This window comes from Methylophilus sp. Q8 (genome assembly GCF_000800115.1).
In the GTDB taxonomy this organism is placed as follows: Bacteria; Pseudomonadota; Gammaproteobacteria; order Burkholderiales; family Methylophilaceae; genus Methylophilus.
Genome location: NZ_JUHE01000001.1, coordinates 1,290,127 through 1,306,116, shown reverse-complemented (window position 1 = coordinate 1,306,116; position 15,990 = coordinate 1,290,127). Strand labels below are relative to the sequence as shown.

The following is a 15,990-nucleotide window of genomic DNA, read 5'->3' as shown; positions in this document are numbered from 1 at the left end:
AGCCACGGGGGTTGCAATGAGAGTTAAGTGATAGATCAAGACTCAATATGCACCATGTTCAAACCTTCGTCTTGTGAAGGTGGCTCAAAAAAATTAGTCACATGGTAGAACACCGCTTCATTATCAAACTGCGCGCGTTCTGGCTGTTCCGTTCTGCGCTTGGCTATGTGCAACAGGCATTGCTCATTACTTAAATCCAGATAAATCAGCGCATGATTGCATTCAGCCTCACTACACAGTTGATTAAACCAGGCTCTTTGGTTAATCGTATTGGCTGGAAAGTCCATCACAACATTCGTGCCGGTTTTAAGAATGGATTGCACATGCAATTTCACAAAAGGTTTTATCCGGGCGGAGTGCGTCATATAGTCATCAAATGAATAAATTTGATCCGGATAATGTGCAGACAACCAATCATCTTCTGATATCAATACAGCGTTTTTCTCTAGCGCAAGCGTCTTGGATTTTGTCGTTTTTCCAGCGCCCATCTTTCCACAAAAGAAAGTTAACGTTCCTTTCTGATTCACAGCTTATCCTTGGGTTTTGATGAACATGAATACTAACACCCAGAAACAAAAAAGACCCAAGGCGTTAACCTTGAGTCTCTTAGGATGCATTGCCTACCTAACGCGTCGAGTACTTACAATACCCAAAACTACAGGTGAGTGAATGACGGGCGCATCAATGCCCTTTACCACTCGGAAGAATATCGGTATTAAAACCAAGCACCTTACCCGCCCAGATAAATACCACCCACACCAGCACACCAAAAGGCAAATAGCCTGCAAATCCCAACAGTGGCATTTCAGCATAAATATGAATCACATTCACATAAGGAATATCGTAGACCCAGTAATTCGGGTTGGTGACCGGTAATGCCGGATGCGCGCTGCCGTAGTTCCAAACCTCCCAGAAAAATCCGTTAAACAATGAGCTGATCGCCATCAAAAGAACCGGACTCCAATTGCCGTTGGCGACATCGGTAAATGGGGTCCAGATACCACGCATCATCAATATGCCAGCGATACCTATTAATGGCGCAATCCACATGGCCCAAAACAACGGGTAAGGCCAGAACGGCACGGCGGCAAACAACACAAAACTCAGGTATAACATTGGCTTTGCCGGCAGGGCCAGTTTGGGGCCTTGCGCATAGCGCCCTGCAATTTTAGGAAAAGCATTCAGCAAGGTATACCACTCAAAAATGGCAGGCCAAACAGTGGTGTAGGCAAAAATAAAAATCCACACAATCTTGGCATGGCTTAAACCAGGGATGTCAGTATTAGGGTAATACCAGTTACCTAAGGCAAAATAATCGAAATATTCAAAGAAATACCAGCCAAAAATCGATACAACCGCACTAATCAGAAATGTTTTAGGACGACTTGCAAACAGCGAGTAACCACCAGAATAGCGGTATGCCAAGCCATCAAGCACAAAGATAAATCCCCACCACATCGGCGTAAAGGCGTAATACACCAAATCACCAAACGGTGTGGTGCGCGTCCACATCAACCACCAGAAAAACACTGTGACAACCGCCCCCACCCAAAACCACCAAGGCAACGCCCGCAGTGTAGGCCGCGGAGACGGGGCGGCCGGTTTAAAGCCGAACCATTGCGGGAATATTAAAAAAGCAGCAAATGCCGCTTCGAGCAGGGCAACCGCAATAAAAACAATCAGATTAAACCCCGGCGGCTCTGCCACAAACTGGGGTGGAAAAACGCCAAAACCTGGCGGTAGATGCGTAGTTGGATAAGCAAACCAGGACGCGGCTAACGGAATCAATAGCATCGCCACAACGGTCATCACCAACGCAGAACGTGTTGTAGTTGAAAACATAATTTCCCCTTTTGATTTACAAACGATTTGTGCTCAATCATGAGCACTTATAAATATTACATAGTCACCGCCACTGGCGAGACCATTTATTGTCGTACATATGCACTTCGGTCAAATTCATAAACTGGGACATGTTTCTGCCTTAAGGCCCAAATGCAAGTAATGGATACCATCGCTGATTTCTGAACGATGGTTCGAGAGGAGCGATGAGAGGCAAGATAGCGCAATCAATTGTTTTTATTTTTTGCTTAACGTCCTATAAGGAAAATCAAAAAAACTTTCAAAATAAATGTAAGGACTGCCTATTCCAACTGACTAATGCTGGCACTACAAGGTTATTGATTCATTTTTATTGATTGTTACTTTTAGGAGATGTTATGAAAACTACTAACAAATTGGCTACTGCCGCACTTTTGGGTCTTTTTACAGCTTCAGTGATGACGGCCTCTCCAGCATTTGCAGGAGAAGATGCTAAGTCTAGCTGTAACGGCAAAGATAATGCCAAGATGGAAAAAGCCAATTGCAAAACGGCAGATGGCAAAGAGAAACATGCGTGTAAGGGCAAAAATTCATGCAAAGGCCAGGGCGGTGATGGCAAAAATGCATGCAAAGGTCACGGCTCCTGCGCAACAGACGGCAGTAAATAACTGAGCAATTATTTCAATCAGCACCAAGAAAGCAGGGAGAGTTACCCTGCTTTCTTGCGGAGGCCTTTTCTTAAATGTGCTTAGTTAATTCATCATTTTCGCTCGGTTTCGGGCTCGGGCTTAGGCCACAGCATTATTCTTATATTTTTGAACATCAGCCCAAGCTTGACTGGTTTGAGGTGATTTCCGAAAACTTTATGGATACCGACGGCAAACCAAAACGCAACCTGGCGCGCATCAAGGAACTTTATCCAGTGGTGATGCATGGGGTTTCCATGTCGATTGGCAGTGTGGATCCGCTGAATTCCGAGTATCTTACAAAGCTGAAAGCACTGATGGACTGGCTGAACCCCGCCTGGATTTCAGATCATCTGTGCTGGACTGGCGTCGCGCACAAGAATACGCACGACTTGCTACCGCTGCCTTACACCGAAGAATCGCTGAAGCACATTGTTCGCCGTATTCAACAGGTACAAGACCGGCTGGGGCGCAGAGTCGCCTTGGAAAACCCCTCGACTTATCTGGAGTTTAAGCACTCCACCATACCAGAAGCAGAGTTTATTGCGGCCATGGCCAAAGAGGCTGATTGCCACTTGCTGCTGGATATAAATAATGTGTATGTGACCTGCTTTAACCACAGACTGGACCCGCAAAACTACCTGGATGCGCTGCCTTTGGGCCGGGTGATACAGATGCATCTTTCAGGGCATAGCAATAAAGGGCATTACATTGTGGATACCCATGATGACCATGTCATTGATGAGGTGTGGAACCTGTACAAGTATGCGGTCAACCGCGCCGGACGCGTTCCGAACACCATGATTGAATGGGACGACCATATCCCCGAATTTCCGGTGTTGTATGCGGAACTGGACAAAGCCAGGGAAGCTGCCCAACATGCGACCGAATTTACTCTACCGCACATTGCACAAGCTGACAGCGTGATTTTTATTGAGAAAAATGTCACTCTGCCAGAGGCACAAACGCATATGCAACAGGCGGTGATGCTTGGCGACCGCTTTGATAGCGTCCCTGATCAGTGGATACGGGCCAAGAATGCATTTGCGCCACATGAGCAGCTATCGGTGTACGCAAATGCTTACCGCTACCGCTTGTATGATGTGGTTGCGGAAGACTACCCGGTATTAATGCATTACCTGACCGAACAAAGATTCTCTGCACTCATTGGGGCATTTGTGGGCGAAGTGTTGCCGGATCACTTTAACATTGGCCGCTTTGCGCTGAAACTACCAGCATTTATTCAAAAAACCTTGCCCAACGATGCCTTTGCGCATGCCTTGTGCCAGCTGGAAACCGCTGTTGCACAAATGACTGATCCCACAGAAACCGCAGCACTCCATGAAGCGGATATTCAAGGATTGACTGCCGAGACACTTCTGGACCTCACACTTTATCCTCGGCAAGCGCTGGCCCTGATGCAGTTTGATCAGCAGGTGAATGCCTATTACCAGGCCGTCATGGATGACCATAGGCCTGTGGTGCCAGTGAGTGAGGCCGTTTACCTGGCCGTGTTCAGGCATGAGGACGTGGTCTGGCGTATGGAGCTGGAGGCACAGGAGTTTGGGTTACTCTCCAAACTATTTGATGGCGCCACCATCGGTGAGACACTTTCTGACGTACATGAAACCGAGCAACACAAGATCACGGCATATTTTTCAAAATGGATGCGAAACGGCTTATTGGCATCGCATCACTACGAGTATCTATAAAGGGGAAAACACATGAACGCTCTTATGAACATATTGATCTGGTGGCCTAAAACAATTGCCTCGCATTTTGAATGGGTGGGCCCATTGATCGCGCGCATCGTCGTCGGATACACCTTTATGCTGACCGGTTGGGGTAAACTCACGAATCTGCCCGCCATCATAGAAAACTTCAAAAGCTGGGGCATTCCTTATCCGGAATTGCTGACGCCCTTTGTCGCAGGTTGGGAATTCCTGGGCGGATTGGGCTTAATACTGGGGCTGATGACCAGAATCTGCGGCGGCGCACTTGCCACGGTGATGGTCGTGGCGATTATTTCAGCCCGGCTGGCTGACATTGACTCTGTGGAAACCCTGCTGGGTTTTGAAGAGGCGACCTACTTTGCAGTATTTACCTGGCTTGCCATTGGTGGTGCAGGTAAGGTTTCTATCGATTATTTCTTAGAGCGTTTGAATCGAAAAAAGTGACCGTGTGTTTTATGTGTATTTAACACCCATTGGCCTCCATGCCTAGCCAACATAATGGCAAACGGTTACTACCGGAATTAGCTATGGTAAGGAGAGCGCGATAATTAGAATTAGAATTCGAATGCCAAACCAAAACTAATGTAATTGATATTGGAACTTCGGGTAATAGGGCTATTGCTCGCTTCATTTCCTAAAAATATCTTCTCGGCATAACCCACCAAATATGTTTTAGGGCATAGCATATAAGCTCCCCATAAGCCGACCTCGGAATTCAACACGCCTTGGTCAGGATGATAGCTTACATGACCAAACCTATGTGAGAAGCGATCTTTCAGGCCATAGTATGTTTCCATTGCGCGTTGGTCCGCTAAGGTGCGCTGCGCAAAAATGCCAAGATTGAGTTTCTCGTGTTCACCGCCATAAATACCGGCAAATATTCTAAAGTCTATTTGCGAACCACGTGAAGTATCGATGTCCTTTCTGTATCTCACAATCACATCTACGGGCATAGGGCCGATATTATCTTCATATTGAAGAAAGGCGCCGTAAGACATACTGGGATTAATTGAAAGAAACTTCAGCCCATTCGAAAATCCATTTTGGGTCCTGCCATCCTCATAAGCCAATTGTGCACCATAAGATAATGTGTCATTGATTGGCTTGCTGATCCCGGTTTCAAGCATGCCCTCCGTTGTGCGCAGAAACAGTGACTCTTTTGTTAAAGACAACACCGGAATAATACTTGGAGTACTTCGATCAGAGCCTAAATAGGCGGGCCCATATTGCACGACTGCCCCTACCATATTCGGTTCATGAGATTGCTCATCTGCAATAGCCACATCTGAGACTGCAGGCATTAAAAACAGCGCAATCCAGCTCAGCATTTGAGGCGTTGATGGCATTTGTTGCACGAACAGTGTTCTACTCAAAGCTTTAAACTTTCTTTCTCAAACGAACAATGATCACTGTTCCCGATGCATTTGCGGCAGACTCAATATTGATACTAGCGCCGTGCAATGCAATGACTTCTTTGACGATAGACAGGCCTAAACCACTACCTTCCTGAGAGTTGTCGATGACCCGATGGAAGCGTTCAAACACCATATCGCGTTCGGCTTCAGGAATACCTATGCCATTATCTTCAACCCTAAGCTCAATCGTATTTTCCAGCTCGGTTAGCAAAAGCGTCACCCTGCCACCATTCGGAGTGTATCGAATGGCGTTATCCAGCAAGTTAAGCAACATGACTTTTAGCCTTGACTTGTCTCCGACAATCTCGAAGTCCGGGATGGCGTGATAGGCGTGCGATTCGAAACCAAGGTCAATATTCTTGCGCAACGCGAAATGAATGACTTCCACACAACTGTCCTGCGCCAAGGCAAGCAGATCGACTGGTTTGAGTTCAATCAGATTGGCGGCTTCCGGTTGATTGTGTGAAAGTCTGAGTAACTGATTGACCAGGTGAGTAAGCTTAAACACGCTGTCACCGATCATGGACAGAGGGCGTTGGCTGCTCTCCTGTTTCAAGGCAAGCTCTACCTGAGCTTGAATACCGGCAATCGGTGTTCTGAGTTGATGCGCGGCATCTGCAATAAATTGATTTTGCGCCAGGATGGCATTCCTTAATCTTCCCATCAGCAGGTTGATGGACTTAATAAGTACCATGGCTTCCTCGGGGACGTTCTTTAACATCACCGGGTCAAGTTGTGTACTTGAGCGCTTGGATATTTCGTCATTAAGCTCATTCAATGGCGCCAACCCTTGTGTGACCCCCCAAAACAGCATTGCTCCACAAACCAGCATAAGCATCAGTTGTGGCAGGATGATCGCAAGTAAAATACGGTTATGCAGGTTGCTGCGTTTGTTGAGTGTTTCTGCAATGACAACGAAATAGGGGTGTGATTGATGTGCGTTATCCTGATAAGTACTTTTTAACGTCAGCATACGCACGCGCTGATGGTTGATTTCTGCATGTTTAAAACATTTGCTTTTTGACGCATGCCTGACTTTAAGTGGTAACTTCAGGTTGCCACTGAGAAACGCGGTACTTGAGTTATAAATAGCATAGTAAGTTTTATCGTATTGATTCGAAAACAGCACGCCTTCTGTTTCGTCACTCATCCGAAACGATTCAGGGTTCTTCCCTGACTCTTTAATCATGGCAATCACATCATTGGCCATATCTTCCAAGCTGTCATCAAACGATTGATTCACAAAATGGATGCCAACTTTATAAAGAATCGTGGTATCCAGCGGAATCAGTACAAACATGGGAATGATGACCCATAAAAGTAACTGTCGGCGCAATGTATAGCGGCTATTCAGGCGAAGCAAGTTAGCCATGCGACAGTTGCTCCAGCATGTAGCCTAAGCCCCTGACATTGGAGATAGTGACATCGCACTCACCAAGCTTTTTACGCAAGCGGTGCACATAGACCTCGATGGCATTCGTGCCTATGTCATGGTCCCAGTTGCATAAACTTTCAATGAGCGCATCTTTGGTCACAACCTTACCGTGTTTAATCGACATCGTTTCCAGTAGTGAGAACTCCCTGGGGGAGAGGGCAAGCTTTTCGCCTTTCACAAACGCCATACGCTCCTTGGTATCTAGCTCTAACTCCCCTATCGAGATTTTGGATGAAAAGTGTGTATGGACTCTGCGAATCTGCGCCCGGATACGGGCAGTTAACTCTGGCAACCTGAAGGGTTTGATCAGGTAATCATCTGCACCCATATCAAATGCCCGCACGATATCTTCAGAATCATCATTGGCAGTGAGCACAATGACCGGAACTGATTGCTTACCATTACGTAAGCGTTTGATGAATTCAAAACCGTTGACAAACGGTAGGCCCAGATCCAATAGCACAAGATCATAAATTTGCATTTGTGCAGCTGAAATACCGTCCCTGCCGTTGCGAAACCAGTCGACGGCATAAGTTGCACTGACAAGAGATTGCACCAATGCATCACCCAGTACCACATCATCCTCTACCAACAGTATTCGCACGGATTTCTGCCCAATTTAAAGACTTCCGCTAGCTTGCACCAGACAGACTTACAGATTACTTACAGTGGAATGACAGAGAAATGACTGTAAGTGTTTAGTAAGAATTTGACTTCATGATGAGCACAGATCGAAACCATTGAGTTCATTTTCAGGAGACTGGCATGCAGGCAGCAGTTAAAAAATCAGGCAAGCCAAGCTGGTTTTTTGCTTATTCATACTGGGACAGTGTTCCTGTACTCGCTGGCATTTTGCATTTTGTTTGCCTGATTACTTTTTTTGTCAGTTTTGATCATTTGCCGTGGCAACTGAACGTCTTATTTGGCTTGTTATATGCCGTTAGCATCTCCTGGAACATCAACGGCATCGCCCATAACTTTATTCACAACCCATATTTCAAATCTGAAATATTCAACCGTTCTTTTAGCTTGATGGAATCCATCACCCTGCTGTTCTCACAAACTTTTTATGATGCCGTGCATAAAAGGCATCACATTGGTAACAGTGATTTGCCGGGTGAAAATGGCAACACCATAGACTGGTTATCCATCTATCGTTATGGACACAATCATCAGCCCGAAGGCGTATGGGCGTATACCTTCAAAAGCTATTTCCGCGATGAGCCGCAGAAAATCTACCAGGAGATTCACAAACGCAATCCCTTCCTGGCTCATTTTGGTGTGTTTGAAATCATCGTTGTGATCGCGCTGGTCATCACCGGTTGCTGGTTGAACTGGCGCTTCATGCTATTCCTAGCCCCGTTTTACTACTTTGGCCATAGCCTCTCCTCTTTGAATGGCTATTACGAACATTGGCGCGGCAATCCCAATTTACCCATCGCCTGGGGCGTCAGTTGCTATAACCGATTTTATAACTGGTTATGGTTTAACAACGGCTACCACGCCGAGCACCACTATAGGCCCAAACATCACTGGACGCAGATGAAGGCTTTGCATCTGCAAATTGCCGAACAACAAAAAGCGGCTGGTGTACATGTGATTGATTGGTCGCATGGCCTTGGCTTTATGCAATCGAAATAACGGGGGAAAGTGGAATGTTATTTATTGTCGACTTTGATGGCACGATTTCCAGGAGTGACACCATTGATGCCTTGCTAGAAAAGTTTGCCGATAACCGTTGGCAGCAGTATGAGCAGGACTGGCTGGCAGGAAAAATCGATGCAGTTGAGTGTATGAGCCGTCAATTGGCCCTGGTCAAGGCTGACAACATTGCGCTGGAGAGTTTTTTCCGCTCGATTGAGCTGGACAGTAGCTTTCGCAACTTTCATGCGTTTGCCAAACAGTTTGCCCATATGGTGATTGCGAGTGATGGCTTGGACCATGCAATTAAGGTCTCCATGCAACACTCCAGCTTCCCCGAGTTGCCGGTGTTCGCCAACCATCTGCAATTTGATCCGCAGGGCATCCAAATGACTTTCCCTAATCGTCAGCCGAATTGTGCTGGCGGCAATGGCAACTGCAAGTGTGCAGTCGCGAAAGCGCAGCAGGCATTTCCGACTGAAAAAGTGGTACTGATTGGCGATGGCAAGTCTGATGCTTGCCTGGCCGGAAAAGCCGACGTCGTGTTTGCCAAAGGCAAGCTGGTGACGCATTGCGCCAACAATCACATTCCATTCATTCCTTTTTCTACTTTTGATGACGTCCTGGCCACGATCAAAACCTGGCCTGAATGTCATGTTCACCTTTCTCATCAAACCGCATAACTGAGGTCGCTTTAGTATGGACACCAAAATCATTGAAATTCTTGATAAAAACAACAAGTATTGTTCACATGGGGATACTGTTAACTATGCTGACCCGCCCAAGGTATTTGAAAGTTGCGATGGCAGTTTTTTGTATGACGAACAGGGTATTCGTTACCTGGACTGGCAGATGTGGTATTCAGCGGTCAACTTTGGTTACAAGAATGAACGGATTGCGAATGTATTGAGAAAACAGATCGATACATTGCCACAACTGGCCAGCCAATACCTGCATAAAGAAAAAGTAGAACTGGCAGAAATCATCTGCCGCTACATGGAAGAAAAGTACGGCGTCAAAGGCCGCGTGCACTTTAACGTTGGCGGCGCTCAGGCGGTTGAAGATTCTCTCAAAGTGGTGCGCAACCACACCGGCAAAACGCACCAGTTCGCTTTTATGGGTGGCTACCACGGCCGTACGCTAGGCGCCTCTGCGATCACCTCCAGTTACCGCTATCGCCGCCGGTTTGGCAACTTTGCTGATCGCGCGCACTTTGTGCCATATCCTTACTGTTTCCGCTGCCCCTACGACATGAAGGTAGAGAGCTGCGACACCTATTGCCATAAGGAATTCGAGAAGCTATTTGACACAGAATACCAGTCATTCTGGGATGAGAAATCGAAGCAATGTGAGTTTGGTGCATTTTATATCGAGCCTATGCAGGGCACCGGTGGTTACATCATTCCACCTGATGGCTATATGCAGAAACTGCAGGAGTCACTCAAAAAACGCAATGTCCTGCTAGTCGCGGATGAGATCCAGATGGGTGTGTACCGCACCGGGAAATTATGGTCCTGGGAGAACTTTGGCATCGTGCCTGACATTTTCGTCTTTGGTAAAGCCATCACCAATGGTTTAAACCCACTATCTGGCATTTGGGCACGCGAAGAATTGATCTCACCAGAGAAGTTTCCACCAGGCTCAACCCACTCTACCTTCGCCTCTAACCCGCTAGGCACGGCAGTGGCATTGGAAGTCCTGAAAATGACGCAGGAATCAGATTTTGAGCCGCATGTGCGTGAGCGCGGTGCTTACTTCCTCAAACGGTTACATGAGCTCAAATCGCGCTGGAAATGTATAGGTGATGTCAGTGGACTGGGCTTGGCATTGCGTATCGAGTTATGCAAGAGCGATGGTTTTACCGCCAGCCGTGCATTGGCAGACCGCATGTTCAACGAAGGCCTGAAAGGCGATGTGATGATTGATGGTAAGCCACATGGCCTGGTACTGGATATCGGTGGCTACGAGAAGAATGTGATTACGCTGGCACCTTCACTGATGATTTCCGAGCAGGAAATTGACCTTGGCATACAACTGTTTGAGGCTTTACTCAAACGTTGCGGTGCTGAATAAGATTCACGCATGGAAATTGTGGCATACGACTTTGATGGCAGCCTGACCTTGCAGCAAGCTTTGCTGCAGGCAGATGGTATTCATTTATCGTTACAACCTATGCGTCAATTTGAACACTCTGTACGCTTGTGGGCATCATGCGCCACTTTTAAAAAAATGGCGCATGCATTACGCCCGCCTTCAAGCAAGCCGCGATTCAGCTTGATCGGATCAGGAGACTACCACCACGTGTCTCTCGCCTTGATAGACCAGTGCCAGGGACCACTCACCGTGGTGTTATTTGATAACCATCCAGACTGGATGCAACCACCGCAAAAATTCCATTGTGGCACTTGGGTATACAGCCTAGCCAGGCTTCCACAGGTGCAGCGTATTGTCATTATTGGTCTTGAGAGTGGTGACATTGAAGGGGATCACTTCAAGCAAGGCGATATGGAGAGCTATCAGCAAGGAAAAATTGTGTTGCTACCTTATCAACCAGTGCAAGTAAATGCATTCTCAGCAAAACTCAGAAGTAGTCTTCAGCAGGATCTTTTGGCTGGTATTGCTGAGGTGCTGACACACATCCCGACGGACAACATATATATCAGCGTAGACAAGGATTGTCTGCGGACAGAGGATGCCAGAACTAACTGGGAACAAGGCAGTATGCCGTTAAGCACTGTCACAGCGATTATTCAGGCACTCAGCGCACGTAAACAGATTGTTGGCGCCGATACGGTAGGTGACTTCTCTCCCGTGCGCTTCCACTCCCCTCTGAAGTGGATTGCATCTTATTTTGATAGGCGCGAAAACCCGCATGAACAACGGCAAGTGGCCAGCCTCATTAATGCGACGACAAATGCCCGGTTAATTCAGGCATTAATGGGGAAAGCCACATGATGAGTATGTACGGTCTATTTGCGGCAGCAGTGTTACTAGATACGTTGGGCACGACACTTTTCAAGCTTGGCGCTAATCGGTCTGCACTCCTGAGAACGACTCCAGCAGTGGGGTTTGATTGGCACACAGTGCGGTCATTTTTCAGTCATTGGCAAATTCCACTTGGATTAGCCGTCTACGTTGTCGAATACGTCATTTGGATTGCCTACTTGTCATCCTCATCGCTTAGCCGTGCTTTCCCGATGTACAGCATCACAATTGTCTTGATCTTGATTGTATCCAGATTTCTTTTAAAAGAGCAGGTAGGTAAAAACCGCTGGCTGGGGGCCGCCCTGATTGTGTGTGGTGTGTTGATGCTGGGAGGCAATGAGTAATGACGTTACAGCAGATGATCGGTGAGAATGGTTTCTGCCTGGGGCACTCTGAGCATGCCGTGTTGCTGGTGCATGGATTGACCGGCACACCTGCCGAGATGAAGCATTATGGCAAGCAAATCGCCCGTAAAGGGTTATCTGTCGTTTGCCCAGTGCTGGCTGGTCATTGTGCATCCGTCAATGAATTAAGCCAGACCAATTGGCAGCAATGGCTGGCTTCGATTGAAGAAGTATTCCTCGAAATGCGTAAGCACTACAAAAGCGTATTCGTGTCAGGGCTATCCATGGGCGCCCTTATTGCCCTGTTACTCGCCGCAAAATATCCATCAGAAGTGGCTGGTGTGATTCTGTTGTCTGTCACCTTTTTTTATGACGGCTGGAACATCCCTGCTTTTAAACAGCGTTTCTTACTACCACTGGTGTTGTACTCACCGCTGCGCTATTTCATGCAATGGGAAGAAACCTCACCGTACGGCATTAAGTGTGAACGTACACGTGCCATGGTAGCGGCTGTGCTGGAAAACAAAGATGTGCGCACTTCTGAAAAAATCGGCTATTTCAAAACGCCGGCAACGGTGATTTTTCAAAGCGTGAAGCTGATTAGTGCCGCCCGTAAAAGTCTTCCGCATGTTTCTTCACCAGTGTTGATTGTGCATTCCACAGAAGATGACATGGCCAGCCTCAAAAATGCCTACGTGGTGGAAAAAGAAGTCTCAAGTCCTCGCATTGACACTTTTTATATTGGCGATACCTACCATGTGGTGACGCTGGATAAGCGCAAGGATGATATTGCAAAACGTAGTGCGGAATTCTGTTTGTCAGTGATCAAAGAAAAATTCAGTTAAGGAAGTCATATGAATAATACATTTGAAGTTGTGAGCAAGCTGATTGCCAACAAGTTGGAGATCGATCAGCAATCGATTACTCGTCAAAGTAAATTGATTGAACTCGGGCTGGATTCGCTGGATATTTTCGACATTATTTTTCAAGCCGAAGATCAATATGGCATTAAAGTGCCCAACCCTTCTGAAGAAGTTGTGACCGTCGATGATGTGGTGAAAATGCTTGATGAGCTATTAGCTGCAGGTGCATCAGCATAATGAGCATGCCAAGAAGAGTGGTGATCACCGGCGCAGGCATCGTCTCACCACTTGGTAATGACCTTTTATCCTTTCAGCGGAATCTGCTGTCCGGCAACTCTGGCATTGATCACCTCAATGCGGATTTCTGTGAACAATTGGAGACGCGCATCGCTGCACAATGCCAGTTTAATGGAGAGCAGTATTTCACTCGCCAGGAATTAGCGTTGCTGGATCGTGTCAGTCAATTTGCGCTGTATGCGACAGAGCAAGCGGTGAAACAATCCGGCCTGGATTTACTGAGCGTGAATCCCGCCAGTATCGGTTGCTTTATTGGTACCGGCATGGGAGGAGCCAGTGCCACAGAGGGCGGCTATACCAGGTTATTCAAAGAAGGCATGAATCGTTTAAAACCCTTCACGGTGCTCATGGCCATGAATAGTGCCGCGGCTTCGCAGATTGCGACCAAATATGGCGTGGCTGGGCCAAACATCACCATTTCTACAGCGTGCTCCTCTGCGGCAGTCGCGATTGGTGAAGCGGCCAAACAAATCGCATTTGGCCGCTGTGAACTAGCGATTGCTGGTGGCAGTGAAGCATTGTTGACCTTCGGTACTATCAAGGCATGGGAAGCATTGCGCACGTTGGCACAAGAGGATCCACAAGACCCCGCTACTTCTTGCAAACCATTTTCAGCCAATAGAAGCGGATTAGTACTCGGTGAGGGGGCAGCTACATTCGTGCTAGAAACCTACGAGCATGCCGTGCAGCGTGGGGCAACAATCCTGGCCGAAATTGCAGGCTATGGCTCGTCAAATGATTTTAGTCATATGACCCAGCCCTCAGTACAGGGGCAGGCATTGTCCATGCAAAATGCGTTACGCGATGCGAACTTACGTGCAGATCAGATTGGTTATATCAACGCACACGGTACTGGCACGCAACTCAACGATATCACGGAAACCAGGGCAATCAAACAGGTATTCGGTTCGTCAGCGATACGTATTCCTGTCAGCTCCACCAAGTCCATGCACGGACATTTAATGGGCGCCGCCGCTGCCGTTGAGCTGGTTGCTTCGCTGGTTGCCCTGCATACCAATACTTTGCCACCGACTATGCATCTTGATGCACCTGATCCCGAGTGTGACTTGAATTATGTCGCCAATACGGCACAAGAAGTGACATCGCTTGAATATGTCATGAGTAATTCATTTGCCTTCGGCGGCACGAGTGGCGTACTTATTTTAAGGAAAATTTAAATCATGCAAACGGCTTTATATATTCAATCCGATCCCGATATCCATCAACAAACCTCACTGTTTGATGTGGAGGTGGGTTACAGCGCGGCCAAGTTTCCTGAGGAAATCTGGAAAAGTCTGATGAAGGATGACCTGGAAGGTTATCGCCTGCACCTGGCGTTTGATTCAGCGAACGTACAAGGGTTTAAAACCGGCTATCTCGCAATCAAGAAAAACCAAGTGGTGGTGTGTTTGGCACCATTTTTCATTACAGATTACCACCTGGATACGACGGTACAAGGTAAGTTGAAATCGTTATTGCAGAAAGTCCGCGAAAAAATACCCTTTTTGATGCGCATAAAGATTTTGTGCGTGGGTTCACCTATTACCGATGCATGCAAAATGACCATGCATCCCGAGTACCCTTATGATCCGGATATCTTACAGGTACTCAATGAGCAGCTACAGAAGATTGCCTCGAAATCAGGTGCCTCTGTCATTGCCTTTAAAGATGTATTGGCGAAAGACTTGCAGAAGTATGGCGCAAAGCTGAACCAGTTGGGTTACAGCACAGTTAAAAATATGCCAGTGGCAGTCAACCGCATAGATTTTGCCACCCTTGAGGATTACTACGCCAGCTTAAGCTACGCGACACGTAAAGACCTCAGGCGCAAAATCAAGAAAAGCGCGCATATAGAAATCAAAGAATATCAGGGGATGCCGCCCAATATTGAGGAAATTCATGCCTTGTATCTGGAAACGTATGAGCGCAGTGATCTCAAATTTGAAAAGCTGACCAGTACTTTTTTTGAATTCACCGCTGGCTTAATGCCACAAAATACACGCTTTGTTTTGTACTACAGTGACCAGCGATTAATCGCTTTCAATATGCTGCTACATAACGAGCACACCTTGATGGACAAATATATTGGTATGCACCAACCGCTAGCGGCTGACAATAACATTTACTTCCTGAGCTGGATGTACAACATAGAAATGTGCCTCAGAGATGGCCTGACAAGGTTTCAAAGCGGCCAGGCTTCCTATGAAGTCAAAAAGAAATTAGGGGCTAGCCTGGAAGATACCTATATTCTGTTCAAACATACCAATCGACTACTCAATCAACCACTGGCTTGCCTGGCAAAATTTCTTGCATATGAAAACTTCGATGCAAACCTTTAACTCCATTAAATCCTGGCAAGTGGCCTGCCTGTATTTGGTGCTGATTGCCTGTGATACGTTCAGTCAAATTCTGTTTAAAGCCGCATCTATAGACATTGGCCCGGCTTCGCTGAGTAGCTGGGCCAGTTTTTTTAGCTTTATTGAAGCGTTACTCTACCAGCCTGCCCTAGCTGCTGGTTTGTTACTGTTGGTGATTGCTTTTTGTTGCTGGATGCTGCTGATTTCACATGCGGACTTATCAAAAGCACATTTGATTTCCTGCACAGCTTACGCGACCGTACCACTCTGTTCAGTCTTCATATTTTCTGACTATTTAAGCAACCATCAACTTTTAGGCATATTTTTGATTACGCTTGGGGCCGCTATATCGTCAATTGAGACATCAACATCAGTTGAGTGACGCCAGAACTCAAACTCATAACACGATGATG

At 46.9% G+C, this 15,990-nt stretch carries 18 protein-coding genes; 13 read left to right on the top strand and 5 right to left on the bottom strand.

Features of this window, described 5'->3' with window-relative positions; genetic code table 11:
* Positions 1-35: 35 nt before the first annotated feature.
* On the bottom strand, positions 36-527 hold the full coding sequence (locus GQ52_RS06365; RefSeq protein WP_081979317.1) for an ATP-binding protein: 492 nt from the start codon (positions 525-527) through the stop codon (positions 36-38).
* A gap of 154 nt (positions 528-681) precedes the next feature.
* Complete coding sequence (locus tag GQ52_RS06360) at positions 682-1,842, bottom strand: hypothetical protein (protein WP_047515973.1); 1,161 nt, start codon at positions 1,840-1,842, stop codon at positions 682-684.
* 377 nt (positions 1,843-2,219) lie between these two features.
* Between GQ52_RS06360 and GQ52_RS06355 the strand changes: the two genes are divergently transcribed.
* From GQ52_RS06355 to GQ52_RS06345, 3 genes are all read left to right on the top strand, one after another.
* The gene (locus GQ52_RS06355) at positions 2,220-2,489 is read left to right on the top strand and encodes a hypothetical protein (protein ID WP_024930489.1); all 270 of its coding nucleotides are present in this window, start codon (positions 2,220-2,222) and stop codon (positions 2,487-2,489) included.
* A 74-nt stretch (positions 2,490-2,563) separates the two neighbouring features.
* A complete protein-coding gene (locus GQ52_RS06350; protein ID WP_047515972.1) occupies positions 2,564-4,219 on the top strand; it encodes a DUF692 family multinuclear iron-containing protein in 1,656 nt (551 codons plus the stop codon).
* A 24-nt stretch (positions 4,220-4,243) separates the two neighbouring features.
* Entirely contained in the window at positions 4,244-4,684 is a 441-nt protein-coding gene (locus tag GQ52_RS06345; protein WP_019883604.1) for a DoxX family protein, read from the top strand.
* A 110-nt stretch (positions 4,685-4,794) separates the two neighbouring features.
* Here GQ52_RS06345 and GQ52_RS06340 read toward each other — a convergent pair whose 3' ends face one another.
* The 3 genes from GQ52_RS06340 to GQ52_RS06330 are packed head-to-tail and all read right to left on the bottom strand — an operon-like array spanning position 4,795 to position 7,694.
* Entirely contained in the window at positions 4,795-5,613 is an 819-nt protein-coding gene (locus tag GQ52_RS06340) for a MipA/OmpV family protein (protein ID WP_152604418.1), read from the bottom strand.
* A gap of 4 nt (positions 5,614-5,617) precedes the next feature.
* A complete protein-coding gene (locus tag GQ52_RS06335) occupies positions 5,618-7,027 on the bottom strand; it encodes a sensor histidine kinase (protein WP_052179038.1) in 1,410 nt (469 codons plus the stop codon).
* Positions 7,020-7,694, bottom strand: a complete 675-nt coding sequence (locus GQ52_RS06330; protein WP_047515967.1) for a response regulator transcription factor — start codon at positions 7,692-7,694, stop codon at positions 7,020-7,022. Before GQ52_RS06330 ends, GQ52_RS06335 begins: the two co-directional genes overlap by 8 nt.
* A gap of 161 nt (positions 7,695-7,855) precedes the next feature.
* On the opposite strand from GQ52_RS06330, the gene GQ52_RS06325 reads away from it, so the two are divergent.
* Genes GQ52_RS06325 through GQ52_RS06280 form a run of 10 tightly spaced genes read left to right on the top strand, consistent with a single transcriptional unit; the run spans position 7,856 to position 15,959 of the window.
* On the top strand, positions 7,856-8,731 hold the full coding sequence (locus GQ52_RS06325; RefSeq protein ID WP_047515964.1) for a fatty acid desaturase: 876 nt from the start codon (positions 7,856-7,858) through the stop codon (positions 8,729-8,731).
* Between the two features lie 14 nt (positions 8,732-8,745).
* Complete coding sequence (locus GQ52_RS06320; protein WP_047515962.1) at positions 8,746-9,414, top strand: MtnX-like HAD-IB family phosphatase; 669 nt, start codon at positions 8,746-8,748, stop codon at positions 9,412-9,414.
* 16 nt (positions 9,415-9,430) lie between these two features.
* Positions 9,431-10,804, top strand: a complete 1,374-nt coding sequence (locus tag GQ52_RS06315; RefSeq protein ID WP_047515960.1) for an aspartate aminotransferase family protein — start codon at positions 9,431-9,433, stop codon at positions 10,802-10,804.
* Between the two features lie 9 nt (positions 10,805-10,813).
* Positions 10,814-11,686 (top strand): arginase family protein, encoded by an 873-nt coding sequence (locus tag GQ52_RS06310; protein ID WP_047515958.1) that lies wholly within the window; start codon positions 10,814-10,816, stop codon positions 11,684-11,686.
* Positions 11,683-12,060 (top strand): EamA family transporter, encoded by a 378-nt coding sequence (locus tag GQ52_RS13745; protein WP_052179036.1) that lies wholly within the window; start codon positions 11,683-11,685, stop codon positions 12,058-12,060. Before GQ52_RS06310 ends, GQ52_RS13745 begins: the two co-directional genes overlap by 4 nt.
* The gene (locus GQ52_RS06300) at positions 12,060-12,905 is read left to right on the top strand and encodes a carboxylesterase (RefSeq protein WP_047515955.1); all 846 of its coding nucleotides are present in this window, start codon (positions 12,060-12,062) and stop codon (positions 12,903-12,905) included. Before GQ52_RS13745 ends, GQ52_RS06300 begins: the two co-directional genes overlap by 1 nt.
* Positions 12,906-12,914: 9 nt before the next feature.
* Positions 12,915-13,160, top strand: a complete 246-nt coding sequence (locus GQ52_RS06295) for a phosphopantetheine-binding protein (RefSeq protein ID WP_047515954.1) — start codon at positions 12,915-12,917, stop codon at positions 13,158-13,160.
* A gap of 5 nt (positions 13,161-13,165) precedes the next feature.
* Entirely contained in the window at positions 13,166-14,398 is a 1,233-nt protein-coding gene (locus GQ52_RS06290; protein WP_235273007.1) for a beta-ketoacyl synthase, read from the top strand.
* Positions 14,399-14,401: 3 nt separating this feature from the next.
* The gene (locus GQ52_RS06285; protein ID WP_052179034.1) at positions 14,402-15,559 is read left to right on the top strand and encodes a GNAT family N-acetyltransferase; all 1,158 of its coding nucleotides are present in this window, start codon (positions 14,402-14,404) and stop codon (positions 15,557-15,559) included.
* A complete protein-coding gene (locus tag GQ52_RS06280; RefSeq protein ID WP_047515950.1) occupies positions 15,546-15,959 on the top strand; it encodes a hypothetical protein in 414 nt (137 codons plus the stop codon). Before GQ52_RS06285 ends, GQ52_RS06280 begins: the two co-directional genes overlap by 14 nt.
* The last annotated feature ends 31 nt before the right edge of the window (positions 15,960-15,990 follow it).